The 19,419-nt window shown below is 68.6% G+C and carries 16 protein-coding genes; 8 read left to right on the forward strand and 8 right to left on the reverse strand.

Translation table 11 applies throughout. The features are described 5' to 3' along the window. Positions 1–159: 159 nt before the first annotated feature. Complete coding sequence (locus tag EV137_RS09580; protein WP_133781197.1) at positions 160–984, forward strand: DUF3097 domain-containing protein; 825 nt, start codon at positions 160–162, stop codon at positions 982–984. Here the strand turns inward: EV137_RS09580 and EV137_RS09585 are convergent. Then, complete coding sequence (locus EV137_RS09585) at positions 959–3,535, reverse strand: DUF3376 domain-containing protein (protein WP_134127919.1); 2,577 nt, start codon at positions 3,533–3,535, stop codon at positions 959–961. The two genes, EV137_RS09580 and EV137_RS09585, sit on opposite strands and share 26 nt — an antisense overlap. A gap of 115 nt (positions 3,536–3,650) precedes the next feature. Here EV137_RS09585 and EV137_RS09590 point away from each other — a divergent pair, with 115 nt between their 5' ends. Genes EV137_RS09590 through EV137_RS09600 form a run of 3 tightly spaced genes read left to right on the forward strand, consistent with a single transcriptional unit; the run spans position 3,651 to position 5,576 of the window. Continuing rightward, positions 3,651–4,292 (forward strand): hypothetical protein, encoded by a 642-nt coding sequence (locus EV137_RS09590; RefSeq protein WP_134127921.1) that lies wholly within the window; start codon positions 3,651–3,653, stop codon positions 4,290–4,292. A 3-nt stretch (positions 4,293–4,295) separates the two neighbouring features. Next, complete coding sequence (locus tag EV137_RS09595; protein ID WP_134127923.1) at positions 4,296–5,132, forward strand: hypothetical protein; 837 nt, start codon at positions 4,296–4,298, stop codon at positions 5,130–5,132. A 36-nt stretch (positions 5,133–5,168) separates the two neighbouring features. Continuing rightward, positions 5,169–5,576 carry a VOC family protein gene (locus EV137_RS09600; protein ID WP_166679810.1) on the forward strand — a complete coding sequence of 136 codons (408 nt, stop codon included), beginning with the start codon at positions 5,169–5,171 and terminating at the stop codon, positions 5,574–5,576. A gap of 16 nt (positions 5,577–5,592) precedes the next feature. On the opposite strand, the gene EV137_RS09605 is transcribed toward EV137_RS09600, so the two are convergent. From EV137_RS09605 to EV137_RS41365, 6 genes are all read right to left on the reverse strand, one after another. After that, positions 5,593–6,612, reverse strand: a complete 1,020-nt coding sequence (locus EV137_RS09605; RefSeq protein WP_134000154.1) for a LacI family DNA-binding transcriptional regulator — start codon at positions 6,610–6,612, stop codon at positions 5,593–5,595. Between the two features lie 105 nt (positions 6,613–6,717). Continuing rightward, the gene (locus EV137_RS09610) at positions 6,718–8,040 is read right to left on the reverse strand and encodes an ABC transporter substrate-binding protein (protein ID WP_134000157.1); all 1,323 of its coding nucleotides are present in this window, start codon (positions 8,038–8,040) and stop codon (positions 6,718–6,720) included. A 213-nt stretch (positions 8,041–8,253) separates the two neighbouring features. Continuing rightward, positions 8,254–9,354, reverse strand: a complete 1,101-nt coding sequence (locus EV137_RS09615) for a LacI family DNA-binding transcriptional regulator (RefSeq protein WP_134127927.1) — start codon at positions 9,352–9,354, stop codon at positions 8,254–8,256. Then, entirely contained in the window at positions 9,314–11,155 is a 1,842-nt protein-coding gene (locus EV137_RS09620) for a DUF2264 domain-containing protein (RefSeq protein WP_238175195.1), read from the reverse strand. Before EV137_RS09620 ends, EV137_RS09615 begins: the two co-directional genes overlap by 41 nt. A gap of 343 nt (positions 11,156–11,498) precedes the next feature. After that, complete coding sequence (locus EV137_RS41360) at positions 11,499–12,383, reverse strand: hydroxyacid dehydrogenase (RefSeq protein ID WP_238175196.1); 885 nt, start codon at positions 12,381–12,383, stop codon at positions 11,499–11,501. Continuing rightward, entirely contained in the window at positions 12,380–12,853 is a 474-nt protein-coding gene (locus EV137_RS41365; RefSeq protein WP_134127933.1) for a hypothetical protein, read from the reverse strand. Before EV137_RS41365 ends, EV137_RS41360 begins: the two co-directional genes overlap by 4 nt. Before the next feature lie 310 nt (positions 12,854–13,163). On the opposite strand from EV137_RS41365, the gene EV137_RS09635 reads away from it, so the two are divergent. From EV137_RS09635 to EV137_RS09650, 4 genes are read left to right on the forward strand one after another with little or no spacing between them, the layout of a single operon-like run. After that, positions 13,164–14,153, forward strand: coding sequence for an ABC transporter permease (locus tag EV137_RS09635; protein ID WP_238175197.1), 990 nt, complete (start codon positions 13,164–13,166; stop codon positions 14,151–14,153). Next, positions 14,150–15,043, forward strand: a complete 894-nt coding sequence (locus EV137_RS09640) for a carbohydrate ABC transporter permease (RefSeq protein WP_202870855.1) — start codon at positions 14,150–14,152, stop codon at positions 15,041–15,043. Before EV137_RS09635 ends, EV137_RS09640 begins: the two co-directional genes overlap by 4 nt. A gap of 10 nt (positions 15,044–15,053) precedes the next feature. After that, the gene (locus EV137_RS09645) at positions 15,054–16,706 is read left to right on the forward strand and encodes a type 2 periplasmic-binding domain-containing protein (protein ID WP_134127935.1); all 1,653 of its coding nucleotides are present in this window, start codon (positions 15,054–15,056) and stop codon (positions 16,704–16,706) included. After that, the gene (locus EV137_RS09650; protein ID WP_134127937.1) at positions 16,703–17,962 is read left to right on the forward strand and encodes an alpha-L-fucosidase; all 1,260 of its coding nucleotides are present in this window, start codon (positions 16,703–16,705) and stop codon (positions 17,960–17,962) included. The genes EV137_RS09645 and EV137_RS09650 overlap by 4 nt, the downstream gene beginning before the upstream one ends. A gap of 82 nt (positions 17,963–18,044) precedes the next feature. Here EV137_RS09650 and EV137_RS09655 read toward each other — a convergent pair whose 3' ends face one another. Further along, positions 18,045–19,295, reverse strand: a complete 1,251-nt coding sequence (locus EV137_RS09655) for a M60 family metallopeptidase (RefSeq protein WP_166679811.1) — start codon at positions 19,293–19,295, stop codon at positions 18,045–18,047. Between the last annotated feature and the right edge of the window lie 124 nt (positions 19,296–19,419).

Here is a 19,419-nt window from a genome sequence, read left to right on the forward strand (position 1 = left end):
TGGCGTGATCTGCAGCTCGACAGGATGTGTCAGGTGGCTGGGCGGCAGCCCCAGGCCAGCCGGCGACACAACACCCACACATCCGGGGTGAGCTGAGGTGGTGGGAAATGGGTGTGTGGTTGAGGGGGAAGGGGATGGTGGGGACATAGCGTTGGGCAGGTGGCTGACAGGTATGGGAATGATGTCCTTGCGGGTGACTGGCGTAAGCCCAAGAACGGGCGGACCGTCGAGGTCGAAATCGCGAAGGGGATGGTCGTCGAGGAGCCGAGTTCCGGTTTTGTCGGGGCGATCGTGCGCTGGGAGCACGGGGTCGTCGACCTGGAGGACCGGCACGGCAAGATCCGCACGTACCCGCTCGGTCCGGGGTTCTGGATCGACGGCAAACCGGTCAGCCTGAAGCCGCCGAAGAAGGCCGGTCCGGCGAAGAAGACCCGGACCGCGTCGGGGTCGGTGGCCGTCGACAACGTCCGCGCGAAGGTCGCGCGGGCCAGCCGGATCTACGTCGAGGGCCGGCACGACGCGGAGCTGGTCGAGAAGGTGTGGGGCGACGACCTGCGGATCGAGGGCGTCGTGGTCGAGTACCTCGAAGGCGTCGACGATCTGGTCGAGATCGTCAACCGGTTCCAGCCCGGTCCCGGCCGGCGGCTCGGCGTACTCGTCGACCACCTGGTCGAGGGATCGAAGGAGTCGAAGATCGCCGCGCAGGTGTCGAACCGGTACGTGCACGTGGTCGGCCACCCGTTCATCGACATCTGGGAAGCGGTCAAGCCGTCGTCGGTCGGCATCAAGGCGTGGCCGCGGATCCCGCACGGGCAGGACTGGAAGAAGGGTGTGCTGCAGGCGTTCGGCTGGCCGGCCACCGATCAGGCCGACGTCGCCGCCGCCTGGAAGCACATCCTGTCGAAGGTGAACAGCTTCGCGGACCTCGACCCGGCCCTGCTCGGCCGCGTCGAGGAACTCATCGATTTCGTGACCCTGGACTGATGTCGGGCATCCGCGCCTCGATCCAGGCGCGGATCCGGCGGCGGGTACGGCGTACGAACCAGGTGATCACGCCGAGCACCGCGCTGAGTGCGAGCACCGCACCGGCGAGCACCGCGGCCGGGATCCGTACGGCGTCGACGACACCGGACAGCACCAGCAGTACGACGCCGGCGGCAGCTGTTGCCACTGGCAACCATGGCTCGAAGACCACGGGGCGCTGCGCGGGGCTCACCTTGACGCCGCGCACCATCCGCGCCCACACCGTCTCGCGCGCCGGTTCGGTGAACCAGCGCGCTGTGCGCAGCAGCCACGAACCGGGCTGATGCTTGCGGCCCGCGGCCGCCTTCACCCAGCTGCCGACCTGCGGGCCGAGACCACCGGACACGTCCACCATCCGGTCCGCGATCCCCTTGGTGATCGCGCGTCCCTCGGGTGAGGCGTTCAGCTCGTCCCGCATCGTCACCAGCGCGCCGAGCCCGGCATCGGCCGGAAAGTCCCTGGCCAGTCGTTCGATCCGCTCGGCGACCGCGTCGAGCTGCCAGCCTTCGGCCTGCAGGACCTGACGCTGGGTCTCACGGATCCAGTCCGCGTCCGCGCCGAGCATCGCGCCGAGGTGCGCGACGCAGTGCAACCGGCCCATCAGCCAGTCCCACCGCCGCCAGTCGGCCGCACCGAACGCGCCGAAGTGGCCCACCTGGCTGCCGTACAGAATGCGGTCGTTCAGCTGGTTGGCGATCGACCCTTCCTGCAACTCGTCGAGCACCTCGAGCGGGATGTCCGGGCCGAGACGAAGGAACTGGAACGGGGCGCTGCGCTGCTGCGGCGTACGTGCCGACGTACAGCGGGAAACGATCTCGACCTCGAGCGCGGTGTCGACGAGTTCCCAGCCGACCACCGCGATCAGGGTCGCGAACGCGTCGCCGAGCGCGCGCTGGATCTGCAACTGCTCGAAGATGTCGTTCAGCCCGACCGCGACCGCTTCCGCGCCACCGGCGGGACGGAGGTCGAGATCGGCGGCGGCCAGTTGTACGTCGAGGGCGTCGCGGACGGCCTGGACCTTCATCAGGCAGTCGCTCGCCGCGGTCAGCCGCTTGTCCAGGTCGTCGCGCTCGTCCTGCGGGGCGGACCTGATCCGGGTCCGCAGCGAGCGCAGGATCAGCCGGACGATCCGCTCGGCGGCGCCGGTCCCCCACAACCAGCTCGGGTTGCCGTCGGCATCGTCCCGGAGGGCTGCCGTGGAGCCGTCCGGGCCCGGGACCCACGGGTGCTCGGTGGCGAGGATCTCGTCGATCTCCGACTCCGAGAGCGCGGTCGCGGCGTCCAGCACGGTCGACTGGTCGTGACTGGCGATCGTGACGGCCTCCCAGACACCGCCGGCCGCACGTCCCCGCGAGTACGCCGGTTGCAGCGCCTCGGCCGCCGCCTTCAGCCGCGCCCGCTCCTCTGGTTGCTTCAGGCAACGGTCGAAGAGGCGCTGACTGTCGGACCAGGACGCGTCCGCCTCCAGCAGCAGGCGTTCCAGCTGCTCGACGTCGGAGCGGAAGTCCACCTCGCGCGGGAACTGCACCGCGGACATCGCCGCGACCCGCCAGCTCGGCTCCTGCGCCCCTGGCAACGCGGTCGACGCCCGCCCGATCCCCGCCGACGGTACGACGTACAGCACGTAGCGGGTCGCCTTGCCGTTGACCGGACGCCGGGCGACGACATCGAGCACCGGGCCGAACGGGGCGTTGTCGAGGACGCCGCCGTCGACGAGCCAGGATCCGGTTTCGGCCGGGCCGGGCTGGATCCGCGGCGGTTGCGCGGCCAGCTCCGGCGTCTCCAGCACCGGACCGAACGCGGCCGGGAACGACGCGGACGCACGGGCCGCCCGCGCGAGCAGGTCGGTGTCCTTCAACCCGTTCTTCTCTTCGACGGTGAACTTCCGCTGCGCACCGTCGTACGTCGGCGCGTCCTCACTCGTGAAGCCGTACAGGTACCGATGATCCGGTACGACGAACGCCTGGCCTGCAGCGTCCTTCGCCTCGAACTGCTGCACACCCAACCCGGAGGCGGTGACGAACAACGTCACCGGCTCCTCCGCCTTGCTCTCGCCCGCGTCGGCGACGCCCTTGAGCAGGGCCTCGAGCTGCCGCAGGAAGTACTTGCCGTCGAGCACCGAGCTCGACTTCGCTCCCGCGGACGGCACCAGCTTGCCGACCTCGAGCGACCCGAGACCGATCCACTTCTGCCGCAGCCACGGACCGTTGTCGCCGTCGGGGTCGAGGGTCGAGCCGTTCGCGATCGCGGTCGCCAGCAGCGAACCGTTCAGACCGCCGGCGCTCGTCCCCGCGATCACGTCGACCACCACCCGGCGCCGTTCCTCGCCGCGCCGGCACAACTCCCGCCAGCGATCCGCGAGCACCGCGTCGTACGGCTGGGGACCGGGAGCGTCGTCGCCACCGGACGCGCGCCGGATCAGGTCCAGCTCGTGCGTCACTCCACCCATCCAGACCGCCAGGCTGACACCACCGTTCAGCACCAACGCAATCCGGATCTCGTGGTCGGTCATGCATCCCCCCTTTCACCCAGAGATATCACGGTTCCGGCGCATGTTGCAGCGGAGAGTGAACAAACTGTTGTGGCGTTCTGCACGCAGGGTCATTCTGTTCGTGGGGGTGGTCGTGATGCGCGCCTGGGCTGTGCTGGTTTCCGTAGTCGCATTGCTGGCGGCGGGATGCTCCGACACGTCCGGTGGGGGAGGGACGTCGCCACCGGACGAGACCACGACCTCCGACAGCACGAGCGAGCCGGCCCCGGAGCCGACGGGCGCCGAGACGACGCAGCCGCGGCAGAACAAGCCGGCGGTCGAGATCGCAACGCTCCCGATCGGTCCGGGAGCCGAGGCGAACCAGCCGGACGACCAGGCAAAGCAATGCGTCGGCGTCAGCCTGACCGGGCTGGAGCTTCCGCAAGGTGCCACGGTGACTTACCGCGCACCCACTCTGAGCCAGGACGACAAGTACTTCGAGATCGACCAGTCCGGTTGTGGCGGCCAGAGCCCGGAGTGCACCGGGCACCAGGTCCGCTCCGGCGACACACCGGCCTGCTTCGCCGGAGTCCGGCAGGTGACGAACGCCGAAGGACACCACGCCACCCTGATCATCACCGCGGACGCGACGTGCGCAACCGCGGAAGACTGCGAAGCACTCAAGCGCGGTGGCGTCAGCCAGATCGGCTTCGACTCGCGCGCACTCGGCGGCTCGCAACCGAGCGAGACGCCGCCCGAGACCCCCGAGACGCCCGCTGAGACGCCGTCGGACGGCTGAGCGATGGCGGACGAGCGGTCGCAGGCGGAGCGGTGGATCAGCTTCGCGGCAGGCATCGTCACACCGGTGACGTTGGTCAGCGCACTGCTGTTCTACTTCGGGTACGTCGCCGCGCGGTCGCAGTACGAGTACTTCGGCATCGACGTCGACACGATCGGGCTGAGCACCCAGGACTACGTGATGCGCAGTCCGCAACCGCTGCTCGTCCCGTTGCTCGTCATCACGTTGCTGGTTGTCGCCGCGCTGCTGATCCACAACGCGATCCACCCGACGCCGACCGGCGTACGGCGAGCCGCGCGGATCGCCGTACTGATGCTGATCCTCGGTGTCGCGGGCCTGCTCGCCTTTCCGTTGATCGGCGGGATCGCGTACTACGCGCTCATCGTGCCCGCCGTCATCGGCCTGGCCGCCGCGACGCTTGCCTACCTCACCTATCTCCGCCGCAAGGCCGACCCATCCGTCGGTCCCCAACGGGTCCTCATCGCACTCCTGGCCGTCGTCACCGTCATCTGCGCGTTCTGGGCCACCGCAACCATCGCCCAGTACACCGGCCGCGGCCTCGCCAAGTCCGACGCGCGCCACCCGAGCCGCTTCCCGGTCGTCATCCTCGACACGAAGGAGAAGCTCGCGCTGCGCTCGCCCGGCATCGAGGAGACCGCGCTGCGTGCGGGCGCTGGGCAGACGTTCAACTACCGCTACCGCGGTCTGCGCCTGCTGGTAGTCGGCGAGAACCGCCTGTTCCTGGTGCCGGCGAACTGGTCCGCGTCGAACACCACGCTGATCCTTCCCCTCGACAACACCATCCGCGTCCAGTTCCAGTTCGAGAACGACCCGCCCTAGCCGAAAATGTCCGAGCCTCGAACGAGGATGTCGCCCATGAGTGCTCAAGCCCCACTTCGCAGCGTTGACGCGGTCGTCCTCGCGGTTCCCGACCTGGACGCAGGCCTCGAGTTCTATCGGGATGGACTGGGACATGACCTGCTGTGGCGCAACGACGACCTCGGCCAAGCCGGCCTCCGCTGCCCGGAGTCGGCGACCGAGATCGTGCTCTCGACACGTTTGCCACCCGAGCCGAACTGGTTGGTGCGATCGGTGGACCAGGCGATCGACGCGATCACGGCAGCCGGTGGTCAGCTGCTCAGCGGCCCCACCGACATCCCGGTGGGCCGCGTCGCGGCGGTGTCCGACCCGTTCGGCAACCGACTCGTGCTGGTCGACCTCAGCGCGGGCCGCTACACCACAGATCAGCACGGCCAGGTGACAGGCGTCGCCCCGGAGCCGTAGTCAGCCGGCCCGATGCTCAGGCGCTGTCGCGGACGATCAGTTCGGTGTCGTAGATCTCGGGGCTGGTGAGGTCGGCACCGGCGATCTTCGCCAGGAGGATCTGGGCGAGGCGGGCGCCCAGCTGTTCCACGGGCTGGCGGACCGTGGTGAGCTTCGGGGTGGTCGTGGTGGCGAGCACCGAGTCGTCGAAGCCGACCACGGCCACGTCCGCGGGGACGCGGCGGCCGTGCTGGGACAGGACGCGAAGAGCTGCGGTCGCCATCAGGTCGGACGCCACGAACAGGCCGTCCAGGTCAGGGTGCTCGTCCAGGAGGCGCAGTGTCGCCTGCTCGCCACCGTCCGCGGTGAAGTCGCCGTACGCGATCATCGCGGGCAGTCCGGCTTCCTTCATCACTTCCTGGTAGCCGGTCAGGCGGTCGATGCCGGCGGTCATGTCGAGCGGCCCGGCGATGGTCGCGATCTTGCGGCGGCCGATCGACAGCAGGTGCTCGACCCCGGTCCGGGCGCCGGCGACGTTGTCCACGTCCACACTCGCCACCGGTACGTCGACCCCCAACGGCCGCGCGCTGAACACGATCGGCAGCGGCAACTGCGCCAGCTCCTGCAGCACGTTGTCGCGGCCGTGGTGGCTGATGATGATCGCGCCGTCCACGTGTCCGCCGCGCAGGTATCGCAGCAGCCGCTGGTCGTCGACCCCGGTCGGTTCCGGGGCGGGCTCGATCAGCAGCACGAGCTGGGACGACGTCGGCGCGAGCGTCCGGCTGACGCCGCTGAGCATGCCGGCGAAGAACGGGTCGGAGAACACCCGGCTGTCCGGCTCCGGTACGACGATCGCGATCGAGTCGGTCCGCCGCGTCACGAGCGCACGGGCCGCCCGGTTCGGCACGTAGCCGAGCTGCAGGATCGCCTGCTCGACGGCGGCGACCGTGTCCGGCAGCACCTTCGGCGACCCGTTCACCACGCGCGAGACCGTTGCCCGCGACACCCCGGCGAGCGCCGCGACCTGCTCCAAGGTCGGAGAACCAGACTCGTTCATCGGCCCTCCTCAGTTCTCGATTGGCCCGCCTTCACACCGTAGTACGTCCCCGGCCGACCGCGCGTCGGACGCCGGCCGTGGACGTGGCGTGTTGGCAGCCAGGACCTAATTGCCGACGCGGGTGTCGGCGACCTTCTCGGCCTGGGCGAGGGCCTGTTTCCACGCGGCGTCCGGCGGCTGCTTGCCGTCGTCGACGCGGGACAGCGCCGCGCTGAAGATCTGGTTGATCTCGCCGTCGCGGGGACCCTTGTGCTGCTTGAGAATCACGTTCCGGGCCCGGTTGACGAAGATCTGCCCGACCGGCGCGTTGTTGAAGTACGCGTTGACCTGCGACTTCACCTGCGGGTCGTTGTACGCGTCGAGTGTGGACGGGAACGAGCCGATCTTCTTGAACACCTTCACCTGCTGCTCCGGCGCCGTCAGCCAGGCGGCCAGCTTGGCGGCCTCCTCGGGATGCACCGACTGCGCCGGCACGGTCAGGTACGACCCGCCCCAGTTGCCACCGCCGCCGGGGAACACGTCGGCGACGTCCCACTTGCCCTTGCCGTAGGCACCCGCGTTGTCCTGGATCACGCCGAGCAGCCAGCCCGGACAGGCCATGGTCGCGAACTTGTCGCTGCGGAACGCCGCGTTCCAGGCGTCGCTCCAGGCCGGCAGCCGCGCGGACAGGCCGTCCTTGCTTCCGGCCACCACCTGGTTCCAGGTGTTCTTCAGCCGCGGGTTCTCGGCACCGAGGAAGCGGTCCTGGTTCGAGTAGTACGCCTCGATCAGCTGGTTGCGCATGGCTTCCCAGGTCAGCACCGCGGAGTCGTACCAGGCCGAGCCCGGCACGCGTTGCTTGAACTTCCGCCCGGTCGCGAAGTACGACGGCCAGTCCTGGAACAGCTCGGCCACCTTGGCCCGGTCGGTCGGCAGCCCGGCCTTCGCGAACAGGTCCCGGCGGTAGCAGATGGCCTCCGGGCCGATGTCGGTGCCGTAGCCGATGATCTTTCCGTCCGGCGTCGTCGCGCCGGCCACCTTCCAGTCCAGCCAGCGGTCCCGCAGGTCGTCCGCGCCGTACTTGCGCAGGTCGACGAACTTGTCGTCCTTGGCCAGGTACTTGTAGATCCAGCTGACCTCCATCGCCTCGATGTCGGCCAGGCCGGTGCCGCGGGCGAGGTTCGCGTCCAGGTTCTTGACGTGGTCGTCGACGGTCTTGGCGTGCCGCTCCACGATCGTGATGTTCGGGTGCGCGGCCTCGTACTCGGCGTACAGGTCGGCGTACCCGAACTCGTTGAAGGTGGCGATGGTCAGCTCGATCTTCGGCCCGTCGGATTCGGCGGCACCGGACTCGGGGGTGCCGGAACCGCCACCGCAGGCAGCGGCGGTCAAGATCGCGGCGCAGGCCAGGACGCCGGCTACGGGGCGATAGCGGGCACTGGGCCGCATGCGAAGCTCCCTGAAACTCGGACGGGGGTTGAGAGCGCTCTCGGATCGCGAAAGTGAGCTGAGTCTCAAGCGTCCGCAGTGGATATGTCAAGCATCGCATAGTCACCCTGAGACACGAGGCCGGACAGGTCCGGACATAGTGTCATCGCTGGTCACGCTGCGAATCTCCGCGATCACCCAGTGCCCCCGACGCTGGGAGTTCGCTGTGAGTGATCAAGACGACCGCGGCGGTCCGACGGAGTCGCGGACCACGACGACGGTGCCGAGCGTGGTCATCGGCTGCTGATGGGCGAACGGATCCGCGCTCGGCTCCTGCCCCGCGAGCCCGGCCCGTACGGCGGCCCGCCCGAGCTCCTCCAGCGGCACCCGGACAGTCGTCAACGCCGGCTGCAGCTCGGTCGCCACCGGTACGTCGTCGTACCCGGCCACCGACACGTCGTCCGGGATCCGCAGGCCGCGCTCGCGCAGGGCGGCGTACACGCCCGCGGCGACGATGTCGTTGGCGGCGAAGATCGCGGTGAAGTCGAGCCCGTCGTCGAGGGCCCGGAGCGTCTGCTGGTACCCCCACTGCCGGCCGAACGCGCCGGTCCGGACCAGGCTCGGGTCGTGTTCGAGCTTGCGCGCGGCGAACGCCTGCCGGAAACCGCGGAGGCGGGCGGTCGTCGTGGACAGGGTCGTCGGCCCGCCCAGATAAAGGATCTTGGTGTGGCCGGCGCTCAGCAGATGATCGGTGATCGCCGCCGCGCCGCCGGTGTTGTCGTACTCGACGGCGTAGGCCGGTACGCCGTCCTCCAGCCCCGGCCGGCCGCAGAGGACCAGGCTCGAACCGTTCTTCGCCAGCTGGCGGGCGCGTTGCCCGACCGCGGCGAAGTACTCCTTGTCCTCGACGGCGCCGCCGACCAGGATCACGGCGTCCGCGCGCTGTTCGAGCAGGAGGTCGACGAACCGCAGCTCGGCGGACTCGCCGCCCTGGGTCGAGCAGACCAGGCAGAGGCGGCCGGAGGCGAGCGCCTCGGACTGGACGCCGCGGGCGATGTAGGCGAAGAACGGATCGACGATCTCGCTGACGACGATGCCGACCACACGGGTGGTGGACCCGGCGAGGGCGCGGGCGTGCGCGTTCGCGACGTACCCGAGGTCCCGCATCGCGCGTTCGACCGCGACCCGGGTCGAGGCCGCGACCGGATAGTTGCCGTTGACAACACGGGAGACGGTCGCGGTGGAGACACCCGCGCGAGCGGCCACGTCCCGGATGGTCCGGGCGGACTCGGGGTCACGCCGGCGCGCCCTCGACCGGGGCGGTTCCGCCGCCATCACCCACCTCCTCACCCAGCTGTACGTCGGCCGTCGTACCGTCGGCGAACCGGACCGTGACGTGCAGCCCGTGCACCGTCACGTCGATGCTCTCGGCCAGTTGCCGCGGCCAGACCGTGTCGCCGGACAGTACCACCGCGGACACCAGCACCAGCGGATCTTTCCCGTCGTGCTGAGCCTCCAGGTACGGCGTCGCCGAATGCGGACCGAACGCGTTCGCGTCGAGCCCACGTCGTACGGCGGCACCCTCGTACCCATGCAACCCGACCACCACTGACGTCAGCCTGTCGATCCGCGTCGCCTGTGCCCACGTTGCGTCCACGTCGACCTCGGGCAGGTCGGTGCCCGCTATCGCATAGCCGCCGTGCCGGACCACGCCGGCCGGTCCGTTGACGAGCACACACCGCACCTCGATCCGACCGTGCACGACGCTGGCCGCCTCGATCCGCGCGGCACCTGCTTGCCACCACGAGGCGGCCGATGCTTCTGCCACTCCGATGCGGTGGATCTGCGTCCGGTGGCCGCCGTTGAGGGTGATGTGGTTGTCGAGGTGTTCGCCGGTGAGTTCGGGGCCGGTCCGGCTCGAGTAGGCGAGGCGGTTGTAGTGGGCGTCGCCCTCGGCTCCGTGGTCGCTGCCGTGGTTGAGGAGGCGGACGATGCCGTCGTGTTTGGTCGCCTGCACGAGCAATCCTGGCGCCGGCAACGCCCGTACCTGGTCGCGTTCGTCGAGGGGCAGGGCGGACTCGCGGGCGGTCCAGACGTCGTGGTCGGCCGGTAGCAGGAGGCCGAGGAATCCCTTGGAGGCCCAGTACGGCGACGCGGGTCCGGAGTACGGCTGCGTGGTCGGGAGGAAGTGGTGATGCCAACCGAGCGACAGCAGTCCCCGCTCGTCGGGGACGCCGTGGTCGACGAAGTGGCGCAAGGTACCGGAGCACAGGCGGCGGGTCTGACCAGGCGTCAGCGGCGTCGCATCAAGGAGCGCGCCCATCCAGTACGGCGCCGCAGTGGCCATGCGATAGCAGAGTGAACGACCGAAGTGGATCGGTGCGCCGTCGGAGCCGGTGAGGTGTACGGCGTCCTCGAGGAAGCGGTGCAGGCGTTCGCGGTAGATGGCCAGGCGGCCGTCCGCGGACGGTCCCGCCATCCGCGTCCACAGGCCCGGGTACAGGTGCATCGCCCAGCCGATGTAGTGGTCGAAGTTCTGCCCCGGCCCGTCCGAGTACCAACCGTCGCCGACGTACCAGTCCTCGATCCGGTCGAGGCCCGCGTCGATGTCGTCCTGCGAGTACGGCGCTCCGACCGATGCGAGGAACTGCTCTCCGACGACCTGGAACAACCTCCAGTTGTTGTCCCACGTCCGTGAGCCGACGAACCCGCTCAGCCAGTCGACAACCACCTGCTGATCCCGTACGTCGAGTTTGTCCCACAACCACGCCCGCGACTCGTGCAGGCCGACCGCGACCGCCGCCGCCTCCACCATCTGCTGCGAACACGGCGTCAACCGCGGCCACTCACCCGCGGCCCCCGCCACCAGCCCGCTCGCATACCGCTCGACCAGCCGATCGTCCCCGCCGTCCGCAGCAATCCGGAGCGCAGCCAGCAGAAACGACCGCGCAAACCCTTCCAACCCGTCACAATCCGCCCCCGACCAACTCCCCCGCCCCGGCAACCGAACCTGCGCCCCACTCGCCGAAAACCACGGCACCAACGACTCCAACAACTGATCGGCAACCGCCAACCAGGTCTCCCGCGTATACCCAGTCCACGAAGACAACACCCGATCCGACCCCGGCAACTTCACGCGTTCCAACCCCCCGCCATCACACGAAGACAAGTCCGCCCCGCTTGAGTGATACGTGCCTGTGGTGCTGGCGGCTGGCGGGTTGTGTACGCGATGGCAGGTTGTAGCAGGCCAGCCGAGACATAACCCGTCAGCGGGGAGCAGGTCGAGCGTTGCGTGGTTGGTGGGGTGAGGTGGTGTGGTGATTGCGTGGAAGGTGTGCGGCTGGACAGGTAGTGCACCGGCGAGACGCTGTACGCGCGGAGACGATCACGCTCAGGTGCACTACCCGACTGCCTGACACCTCCTGTCCATCTGCACACATTCGCCTGTCGTGCCCGGCGGGAGAACGATCCGAGTCGATTCATGCGATCCGTCCTAGGTCGTCGCGGGCTATCCCGTGGGCGAGGGGTTTGCCGGCGGCCAGGCGTTCTATCTCGGCTACGGCGGCCTCGCCCAGTCTCGTGGACTCGTTGCCCATGGCACCGGCCAGGTGCGGGGTGATGAAGACGTTCGGGAGTTGAAGCATCGGCGAATCGAGGGGCAGCGGCTCGGGGTCCGTGACGTCGAGGATCGCGTCCAGACGCCCGGAAACGCACTCACGCTCGAGCGCGACATGGTCGACCAGCCCGCCCCGTGCGGTGTTGATCAGCACCCCGCCGTCCGGCATCGCCGCCAGCAACTGCGCCGACACCAGCCCCTCGGTCTCCGGCAGCAACGGGGCGTGGACGCTCACGATGTCGCTCGCCGCGAACAGCTCCGGCAACTCACACCACCGCGCCCCGAACTCCGCAGCTTCAGCCGGGCTCAGATACGGATCGTTCACCAGTACGTCGACATCGAGTCCGCGCAGTCGTTCCAGCACCAATCGTCCGATCCGCGACGCTCCGAGCACGCCGACCGTCGTACCGAGCGTGCCGAGAATCGGTGCTCCCGGCAACGGACGCTTCACCCCGGAGGCCCGGAACCAGTCGCGGTGCCGGAACGCGCGCTTCCCGGCCAGCACGATCGCCGCGAGCGTGAACTCGGCGACCGGGACCGCGTTCGCCGCGGCCGCCGACGAAACCTCCACGCCGCGCTCGAAGACGACCGGGTCGACAAACGTCTTGATCGTCCCCGCCGCGTGCACGATCGCCCGCAACTTCGGCGCCGCGTCGAGCACCTCTGCAGTGATCCGCGGGCAACCCCACCCGGTCAGCAACACCTCGGCGTCAGCCAACTCGTCCGCCACGTCCGCGAACGAAGTCACCAACCGCGGCACCCCGCCCCGCACCCCACCGCCGACCCCACCAAAGGCCCCACCACCGGCACCACCACCCGCACCACCACCTGCACCACCCCCCGCACCACCGCCCGCACCACTGCCCGCACCACCACCGGCACCACCGCCCGCACCACCACCGGCACCAGCACCGCCACCGCCCGCACCACCGTCCGCACCACCACCTGCACCACCACCTGCACCACCACCTGCACCACCGCCCGCACCACCGCCCGCACCACCGTCGGAACCACCGTCGGAACCACCGTCGGAACCACCGCCTGCATCGCCGCCCGCATCACCGCCAGCTGCATCGTCGCGGGCGCCACCATCACCATCACCACCGCCACCGTCAGCACCCCCGCGGCTGGCACCCCCATCAGCACCTCCTTCAGCACGTCCTTCAGCACGTCCTGCAGCACCTCCTGCAGCACCTCCTGCAGCACCTCCTGCAGCACCTCCTGCAGTGTCGGCGCGGAGGCCGAGTACCTCGGCGACGGCGGACAGGCGGTCGCGGGCCGTTGGGGTGAGGACCTCCGACCAGGTGTCCGCGGGCATCGCCACGAGCGCGCGCAACCGCGGACTGCTGCCCCGGTCGGGTTCAGGATTCGGCACGGATCACTCCTAGTAAACGGTTACTGAAAACCGTAGGTGCGAATCGCAGTGAAGGTCAAGACAATCTTCCCCGAGCGCTTGACAGCAAGGCGGTGAACGTTTCATCGTTACTGCCACCCGGGGCAGCAAACGCTTACTATCAGGAGGCGCCACATGCATCGCGTCAGCCGATCCGCCGGCCGCGCGCCGGACGCCGGGGACCGCGCCGCGCGCCGGGCAGCACGCCGGGCGCAAGGCGGACCGAGCCTGCGTGCCAGGCTGCGCCGCGACCGGGTGATGCTGCTGCTGGTTCTCCCCGGCTTCCTGTTCTTCGTGGTGTTCCACTACGTGCCGCTGCTGGGGAACGTGATCGTCTTCCAGGACTACCAGCCGTACCTCGGCTTCAAGGACAGCCCGTGGGTCGGCCTGGGCAACTTCGCCGTTTTCGCGGAGCCGGACTTCTACCGCGCACTGCTGAACACGCTGAAGTTCGCCGTACTGCAGCTGGTCCTGTTCTTCCCCGCGCCGATCGGCCTCGCCCTGCTGCTGAACAGCATCATCAGCCCGAAGATCAAGCGGTTCGTGCAGAGCGTCGTGTACCTGCCGCACTTCATCGGCTGGGTGATCCTGATCTCGATCAGCCAGCAGCTCATCGGCGGCACCGGCCTGCTCCCCCAGCTACTCGGCGAGCTCGGCCTGCCGCGGGTCGACCTGATGACCAGTTCCGGCTTCTTCCCCTGGCTGGTGACGCTGCAGCTGATCTGGAAGGACGCCGGCTGGGGCACGATCATCTACCTCGCCGCGCTGCTGAACATCGACACCGAGCATTACGAGGCCGCCGCGATCGACGGCGCGGACCGGTGGCGGCGACTGTGGCACGTGACGCTGCCTGGCATCGTGCCGGTCACGTTGCTGCTGCTGATCCTCAACCTGGGCAGCATTCTCTCGGTCGGCTTCGAGCAGATCCTGCTGCAGCGCGACGCCGTCGGCGCCGACGCGGCCGAAGTACTCGACACCTACGTCTACTTCCACGGCGTCCTCGACGGCCAGTGGGGTCCGGCCGCCGCCGTCGGCCTGGTCAAGGGCGTCATCGGCCTGGTCCTGATCCTCGGCGCCAACAAACTCGCCCACCGCTTCGGCCACGAAGGGATCTACTCCCGATGAAGACCTCGCAGCGGCCGCCCTGGATGGAGGCCCCGACCAAGGCCGGGCTGGCGATCAAGGGCATGGTGATCGCGATCGTCTGCCTGCTGGTGCTCTATCCGTTCGTCAACATCGTCGCGACCAGCCTGGCCGGCGAGTCCGAGATCACGAGGCGCGGCGGCATCATCGCGTTGTTCCCGAGCGAGCCGACGCTGGCGGCGTACAAGACGATCTTCGCCGGTGGCGTGGTGAGTCATGCGCTGCTGGTCAGCGCGGGCATCACGATCATCGGTACGGCGCTGAACCTGGTCGTCACGATCGCGCTCGCCTACGGGCTCAGCCGGCCGATCGTCGGCGGGCGGTTCGTGTTGACAGCAGTATTGTTCACAATGTTGTTCGGGGCCGGCATCATCCCGAACTTCCTGCTGATCAAGGCGCTCGGGCTCTACGACTCGTACGCGTCGCTGATCGTCCCGGGCCTGGTCAGTGCCTTCAACTTCCTGGTGCTGCGCAACTTCTTCCAGAACATCCCGGCCGAGCTGCTCGACAGCGCGCGGATCGACGGCGCCGGCGACCTCGCGATCCTGCTCCGGATCGTGCTGCCGCTGTCGAAGGCGGTTCTCGCGGTCGTCGCGCTGTTCTACGCCGTCGGCCACTGGAACGCGTTCTTCAACGCACTGCTCTACCTCAGCGACACCGGCAAGTGGCCGTTGCCGCTCGTCCTGCGCCTCTACGTCCTGCAGGGCCAACCGGTCGGCGGCGGCACCGAGTCGCCCGGCGAGGCTGTGGCGTCGATCCAGGCCGTGCAGATGGCGGTCGTCGTCGTCGCGCTCGTGCCCATCCTCTGCGTCTACCCGTTCCTGCAGCGCTACTTCACCAAGGGCGTACTCACCGGCGCCATCAAGGGTTAGGAGAAAGACCGTGACCACCCCATCTCTCAGTCGCCGGAGCTTCCTGCGCAGCGCCGTAGGTGTCGCCGTGATGAGCGCCACCGGCGTACCGACGCTGGTTGCCTGCAGCAACGGCAGTACGACGGCCGGCCCCGCGCGGGCGTCCACCGTGACACTCCCGACGTACGTCGCCTTCGAGGGACCCAAGCCGGATCTGGCCGGCACCGCGGACGGCGTACCGCCCGGCTACCTGACCTATCCGAAGGACCTCGTCACCACCGTGAAGACGCCGCCGCTGTCGGGCGGCAAGGTCAGCGTGATGACCGACATCTTCGACCCGCTGCCGCCGGCCAAGGACAAGAACGCGGCCTGGCAGGCGGTCGAGCAGAAGCTCGGCGGCACGCTCGATCTGACCATCGTTCCGGACAGCGACTGGGCCACGAAGTTCCAGACCGTGCTGGCCGCCAACGAGCTGCCCGACCTGGTCCTGTTGTCGGACTCCAGCCTTGTCAACAATCTACCGGCCTTTTTGTCGGCAAAGTGCACGGACCTCACGCCGTACCTGTCCGGTGACAAGGTCAAGGACTACCCGAACCTTGCCAACATCCCGCAGGTGATCTGGCAGGCGTGCGTGGTCCAGGACAAGATCTACGGGCTGCCGATCCCGCGCAGTATCACGGGCGGCGCGGGCTTCTACAACAAGCGACTCTTCGATGCCGCCGGCATCGAGTACCCGGCCACCGCCGAGGACTTCCTGGCCGCGTGCAAGGAGCTGACCAAGCCGCAGCAGGGCCAGTGGGCGATCGTGAACTCGAAGGGCAACACGTTCTTCACGATGGTCCAGCAGATGTTCGGCGTACCCAACGGCTGGAAGGAGGACGGCGGCAAACTGGTCCGCAGCTTCGAGACGCCGGAGTACAAGGCAGCGCTCGAGTTCGCCGTCCAACTGGTCAAGGCCGGCGTCACCGTGCCGGGCTCCGACGGTATCGACGGCACCGCCCGGAAGAACGCGTTCCGGGCCGGCAAGGGCGCGCTGGTGTACGACGGGTTCCCGGCGTACTCCGGCTACGTCAAGGACATGTCCCGGCTGGACCCGAAGAACGACCCGCGGGCGTTCGTCCCGATGGCGCCCAAGGGCGGCAAGGCGAACACCTGGTCGGACAACATCCTGTTCGCCTACACGCTGATGAAGAAGGCCGACGAGGCGCGCGCCAAAGAACTGCTCGCGGTGGCGAACTTCTTCGCGGCGCCGTTCGGCAGCACCGAGAACCTGCTGCTCACGTACGGCGTCGAGGGCGTCGACTTCACCCGCGACGCGAAGGGCAACCCGACGCTGACCAGCAAGGGCGAGGCCGAGCTGACGGTGCCGTGGAAGTACATCACCGCGCCGCCGCAGGCGCTCTACAACGCGCAGTTCCCGACGTACGTCGAGCGCGCCCACGAGGATCTGACCAAGCTGATCGGCATGGTCGTCAAGGATCCGACCGCGTCGCTGATCTCCCCGACCAACGACAAGTCCGGCGGCGACATCGGGCAGGCGCTGACCGATGTCCGCAACGACGTGATCGCCGGACGGAAGCCGATCAGCGCGTTCGACACCGCGCTGAAGAAGTGGGCCAAGGACGGCGGCGACAAGATCCGCGGCGAGTTCGAGTCGGCGCTCGGCGGTGCGAGCCCGCGATGAGTTGGTTGACCGAGGCAAGGTTCGGGCTGTTCGTGCACTGGGGCATCTACGCGGCCGCGGCGCGGCACGAGTGGGTGAAGTCGTACGAACAGCTCACCGACGCGGAGTACCAGCCGTACTTCGACCACTTCTCGCCGGACCTGTACGACCCGGTCCGCTGGGCGGACGACGCCTGGAACGCGGGCATGCGCTACCTGGTGATCACTACGAAGCACCACGACGGGTTCTGCCTGTGGGACTCCAAGCTCACGGACTACTCGGCGCCGAACACGCCGTGGGGCGAGGACCTGCTCGCGCCGATGATCGACGCGTTCCGGGAGCGTGGGTTCAAGATCGGGCTGTACCACTCGTTGCTCGACTGGCATCACCCGGAGTTCCCGGTCGACCTGTACCACCCGCAGCGCAAGGACGTGGACTTCATCGACCGTACGGCGGACCGTGACGTCTCGAAGTACGCCGATTACCTGCACGGACAGGTCCGTGAACTGCTCACGGGGTACGGCAAGATCGACGTGATGTGGTTCGACTTCTCGTACGCCGACCGTGGGTTCAACGCCAAGGGTCCGGACGAGTGGCGGTCCGCGGAACTGCTGGCGATGGTCCGCGAGCTGCAGCCGGGGATCCTGGTGAACAACCGGCTCGGGCTCGGTTCCGGTGACTTCACCACGCCGGAGCAGGTCCAGCCGCCCGGGAACGAGGTTGCCGCTGGCAACGGTACGCAGGTGCCGTGGGAGGCGTGCCACACCCTCAACGGCAGCTGGGGTTACCACCGCGACAACCACGACTGGAAGTCGCCGGCGTTGCTGATCCGCATGCTGGTCGACGCGGTCTCGAAGGGCGGCAACATGCTGCTCAACGTCGGCCCGAACGGCCGCGGTGCCTGGGAGCCGCGCGCCCTCGACGTACTGTCCGGGATCGGTTCCTGGATGCGGCTGCACGAGCGCTCGATCCGCGGCTGCGGACCGAGTACGTACGTGCCGCCGGCGGACTGCCGCTACACGCAGAACGGCCGGCGGCTCTATCTGCATGTGTTCGCGTGGCCGATGGGTCACCTGCACCTACCGGGGTTGGGCGATCGGGTCGAGTACGCGCAGTTCCTGCACGACGCGTCCGAGGTCAAGCGGGTGGATGTCGATCCGTCCGCGCCCGGGCACACGTACCTGACCGGGCTTCCCGACAACACGCTGACGCTCAAGCTGCCGAACCGCGCCCCCGAGGTAGACAGCTGCGTGATCGAACTCTTCCTGAAGGATTGAACTCCGAGCTCGCCTAGGACGGAGCTACCCCGGTGCGACGAAGGCACCCACCTCGACCCGGTGGGTGCCTTCGTCCTTTTGTCTACTGTCGGATTGTTGACGGGTCGAGAGGCGGCGGGGTCAGCTGCAGTGCGGTGATCTGGGCGGTCGCCTCGGCGTCGACGGGCACGCCCCAGGCGCGGAAGAAGTCGCTAAGGTCGTGGCCGGCGGTCCGGCTGGAGAGGACGACGAGGTTGCGCAGCCGCAGTACCTCGTCGGTGTAGTCGCTCGCGTACGGGCGCTCCACCCGGACGAGCTTGTGCAGTTCCGGCCAGAAGCTGTCGCCGAACGCCAGCCGGAGCTGCTCGAACATCACCAGCTTCTCGTACGGGTCGAACGTCGTGCCGTAGTTCACGCCCGGCGTCCGCAGCTTGCCCGGAGCGCTCTGCCACGGCGTGAGCCCGGTCTTCGCGTCCGGTGCGTGCAGCCGCGGCTGCTGGCCGTACTTCGTGGCGAAGATCGCGTTCACCGCGAGCGAGTAGATGTTGACCGTCACCTCGGTCAGCGAACTCGGCTTGTAGGTGATCTGCTGATGCTGGTGGCCGAGCTCGTGGTAGATGCCCCAGCCGCGCGTCCGCAGACCCGCCACCGTCAGCATCCGGTCCTGGATCGGCGGCGGGAACGACATGTGGCCGTGGGTCGCGTACGCCCCGACACCGGTGATCGCGGACGGGTACCCGACGAAGTGGTAGCGGTGCGCCAGCCGGGCGTGCTGCGGCGCGGATCCGTCGTACCCGCTGGTGGCGTCCTCGATCCCGATGATGTCCTCGTAGGTGGACAGCAGGTCGGTGTGGTTCTCGGTCCGATACGTCAGAGCAGAAGCACGCTCGACGGTGATCATCGCGTGCGGGCTCAGAAGTTCGACGTACGGCGTGGTGCGCTCGTCGAGTTGGCGCTGGAACTCGGCCTCGCCGGTGCGGCCGAGGACGAAGTACGGCATCGGCTGCGCCTCCTCGCCGATGGTGACCTTCGCCTGGCCGGTGTTGCCGATCAGCTTGAGGTAGACGACGCCACCGCCGGCGTCGGTGACGGTGTTGCGGCCGACCTGGAGCGGGTACTCACGGGGCGACTTGAACTCCTTGCGCGCGTCGGCGTCGGGCGCGCCGATCACGAGCGTCGGCGCCAGGCTCCCGACGTGAACGACCACGTTGAGCGCGGTGGCGGCAGGAAGGTAGAAGCCGGTCGAGCGGAGTTCGCTGGCGCTGAGGGAGTTCTGCGTTCGGTCGAGCTCGGTCGTGCGCGCCGACGGCAACGCGGGGATGGTGAAGGTGTAGCTGGTCTCTGCTCTCGCCACCGCTGGTACGGCGGCGAGAGCCAGGCCGGCTCCGGCTACTTGAAGAACACGTCGCCTGGTGAGCTGCCCCGTGAACGGTTGCGGGCGGGCGTGCGGCATCATCGAACAACCTCCTGGTTGAACC

The sequence above is a fragment of the Kribbella pratensis genome (assembly GCF_004366075.1).
Taxonomy (GTDB): domain Bacteria; phylum Actinomycetota; class Actinomycetes; order Propionibacteriales; family Kribbellaceae; genus Kribbella; species Kribbella pratensis.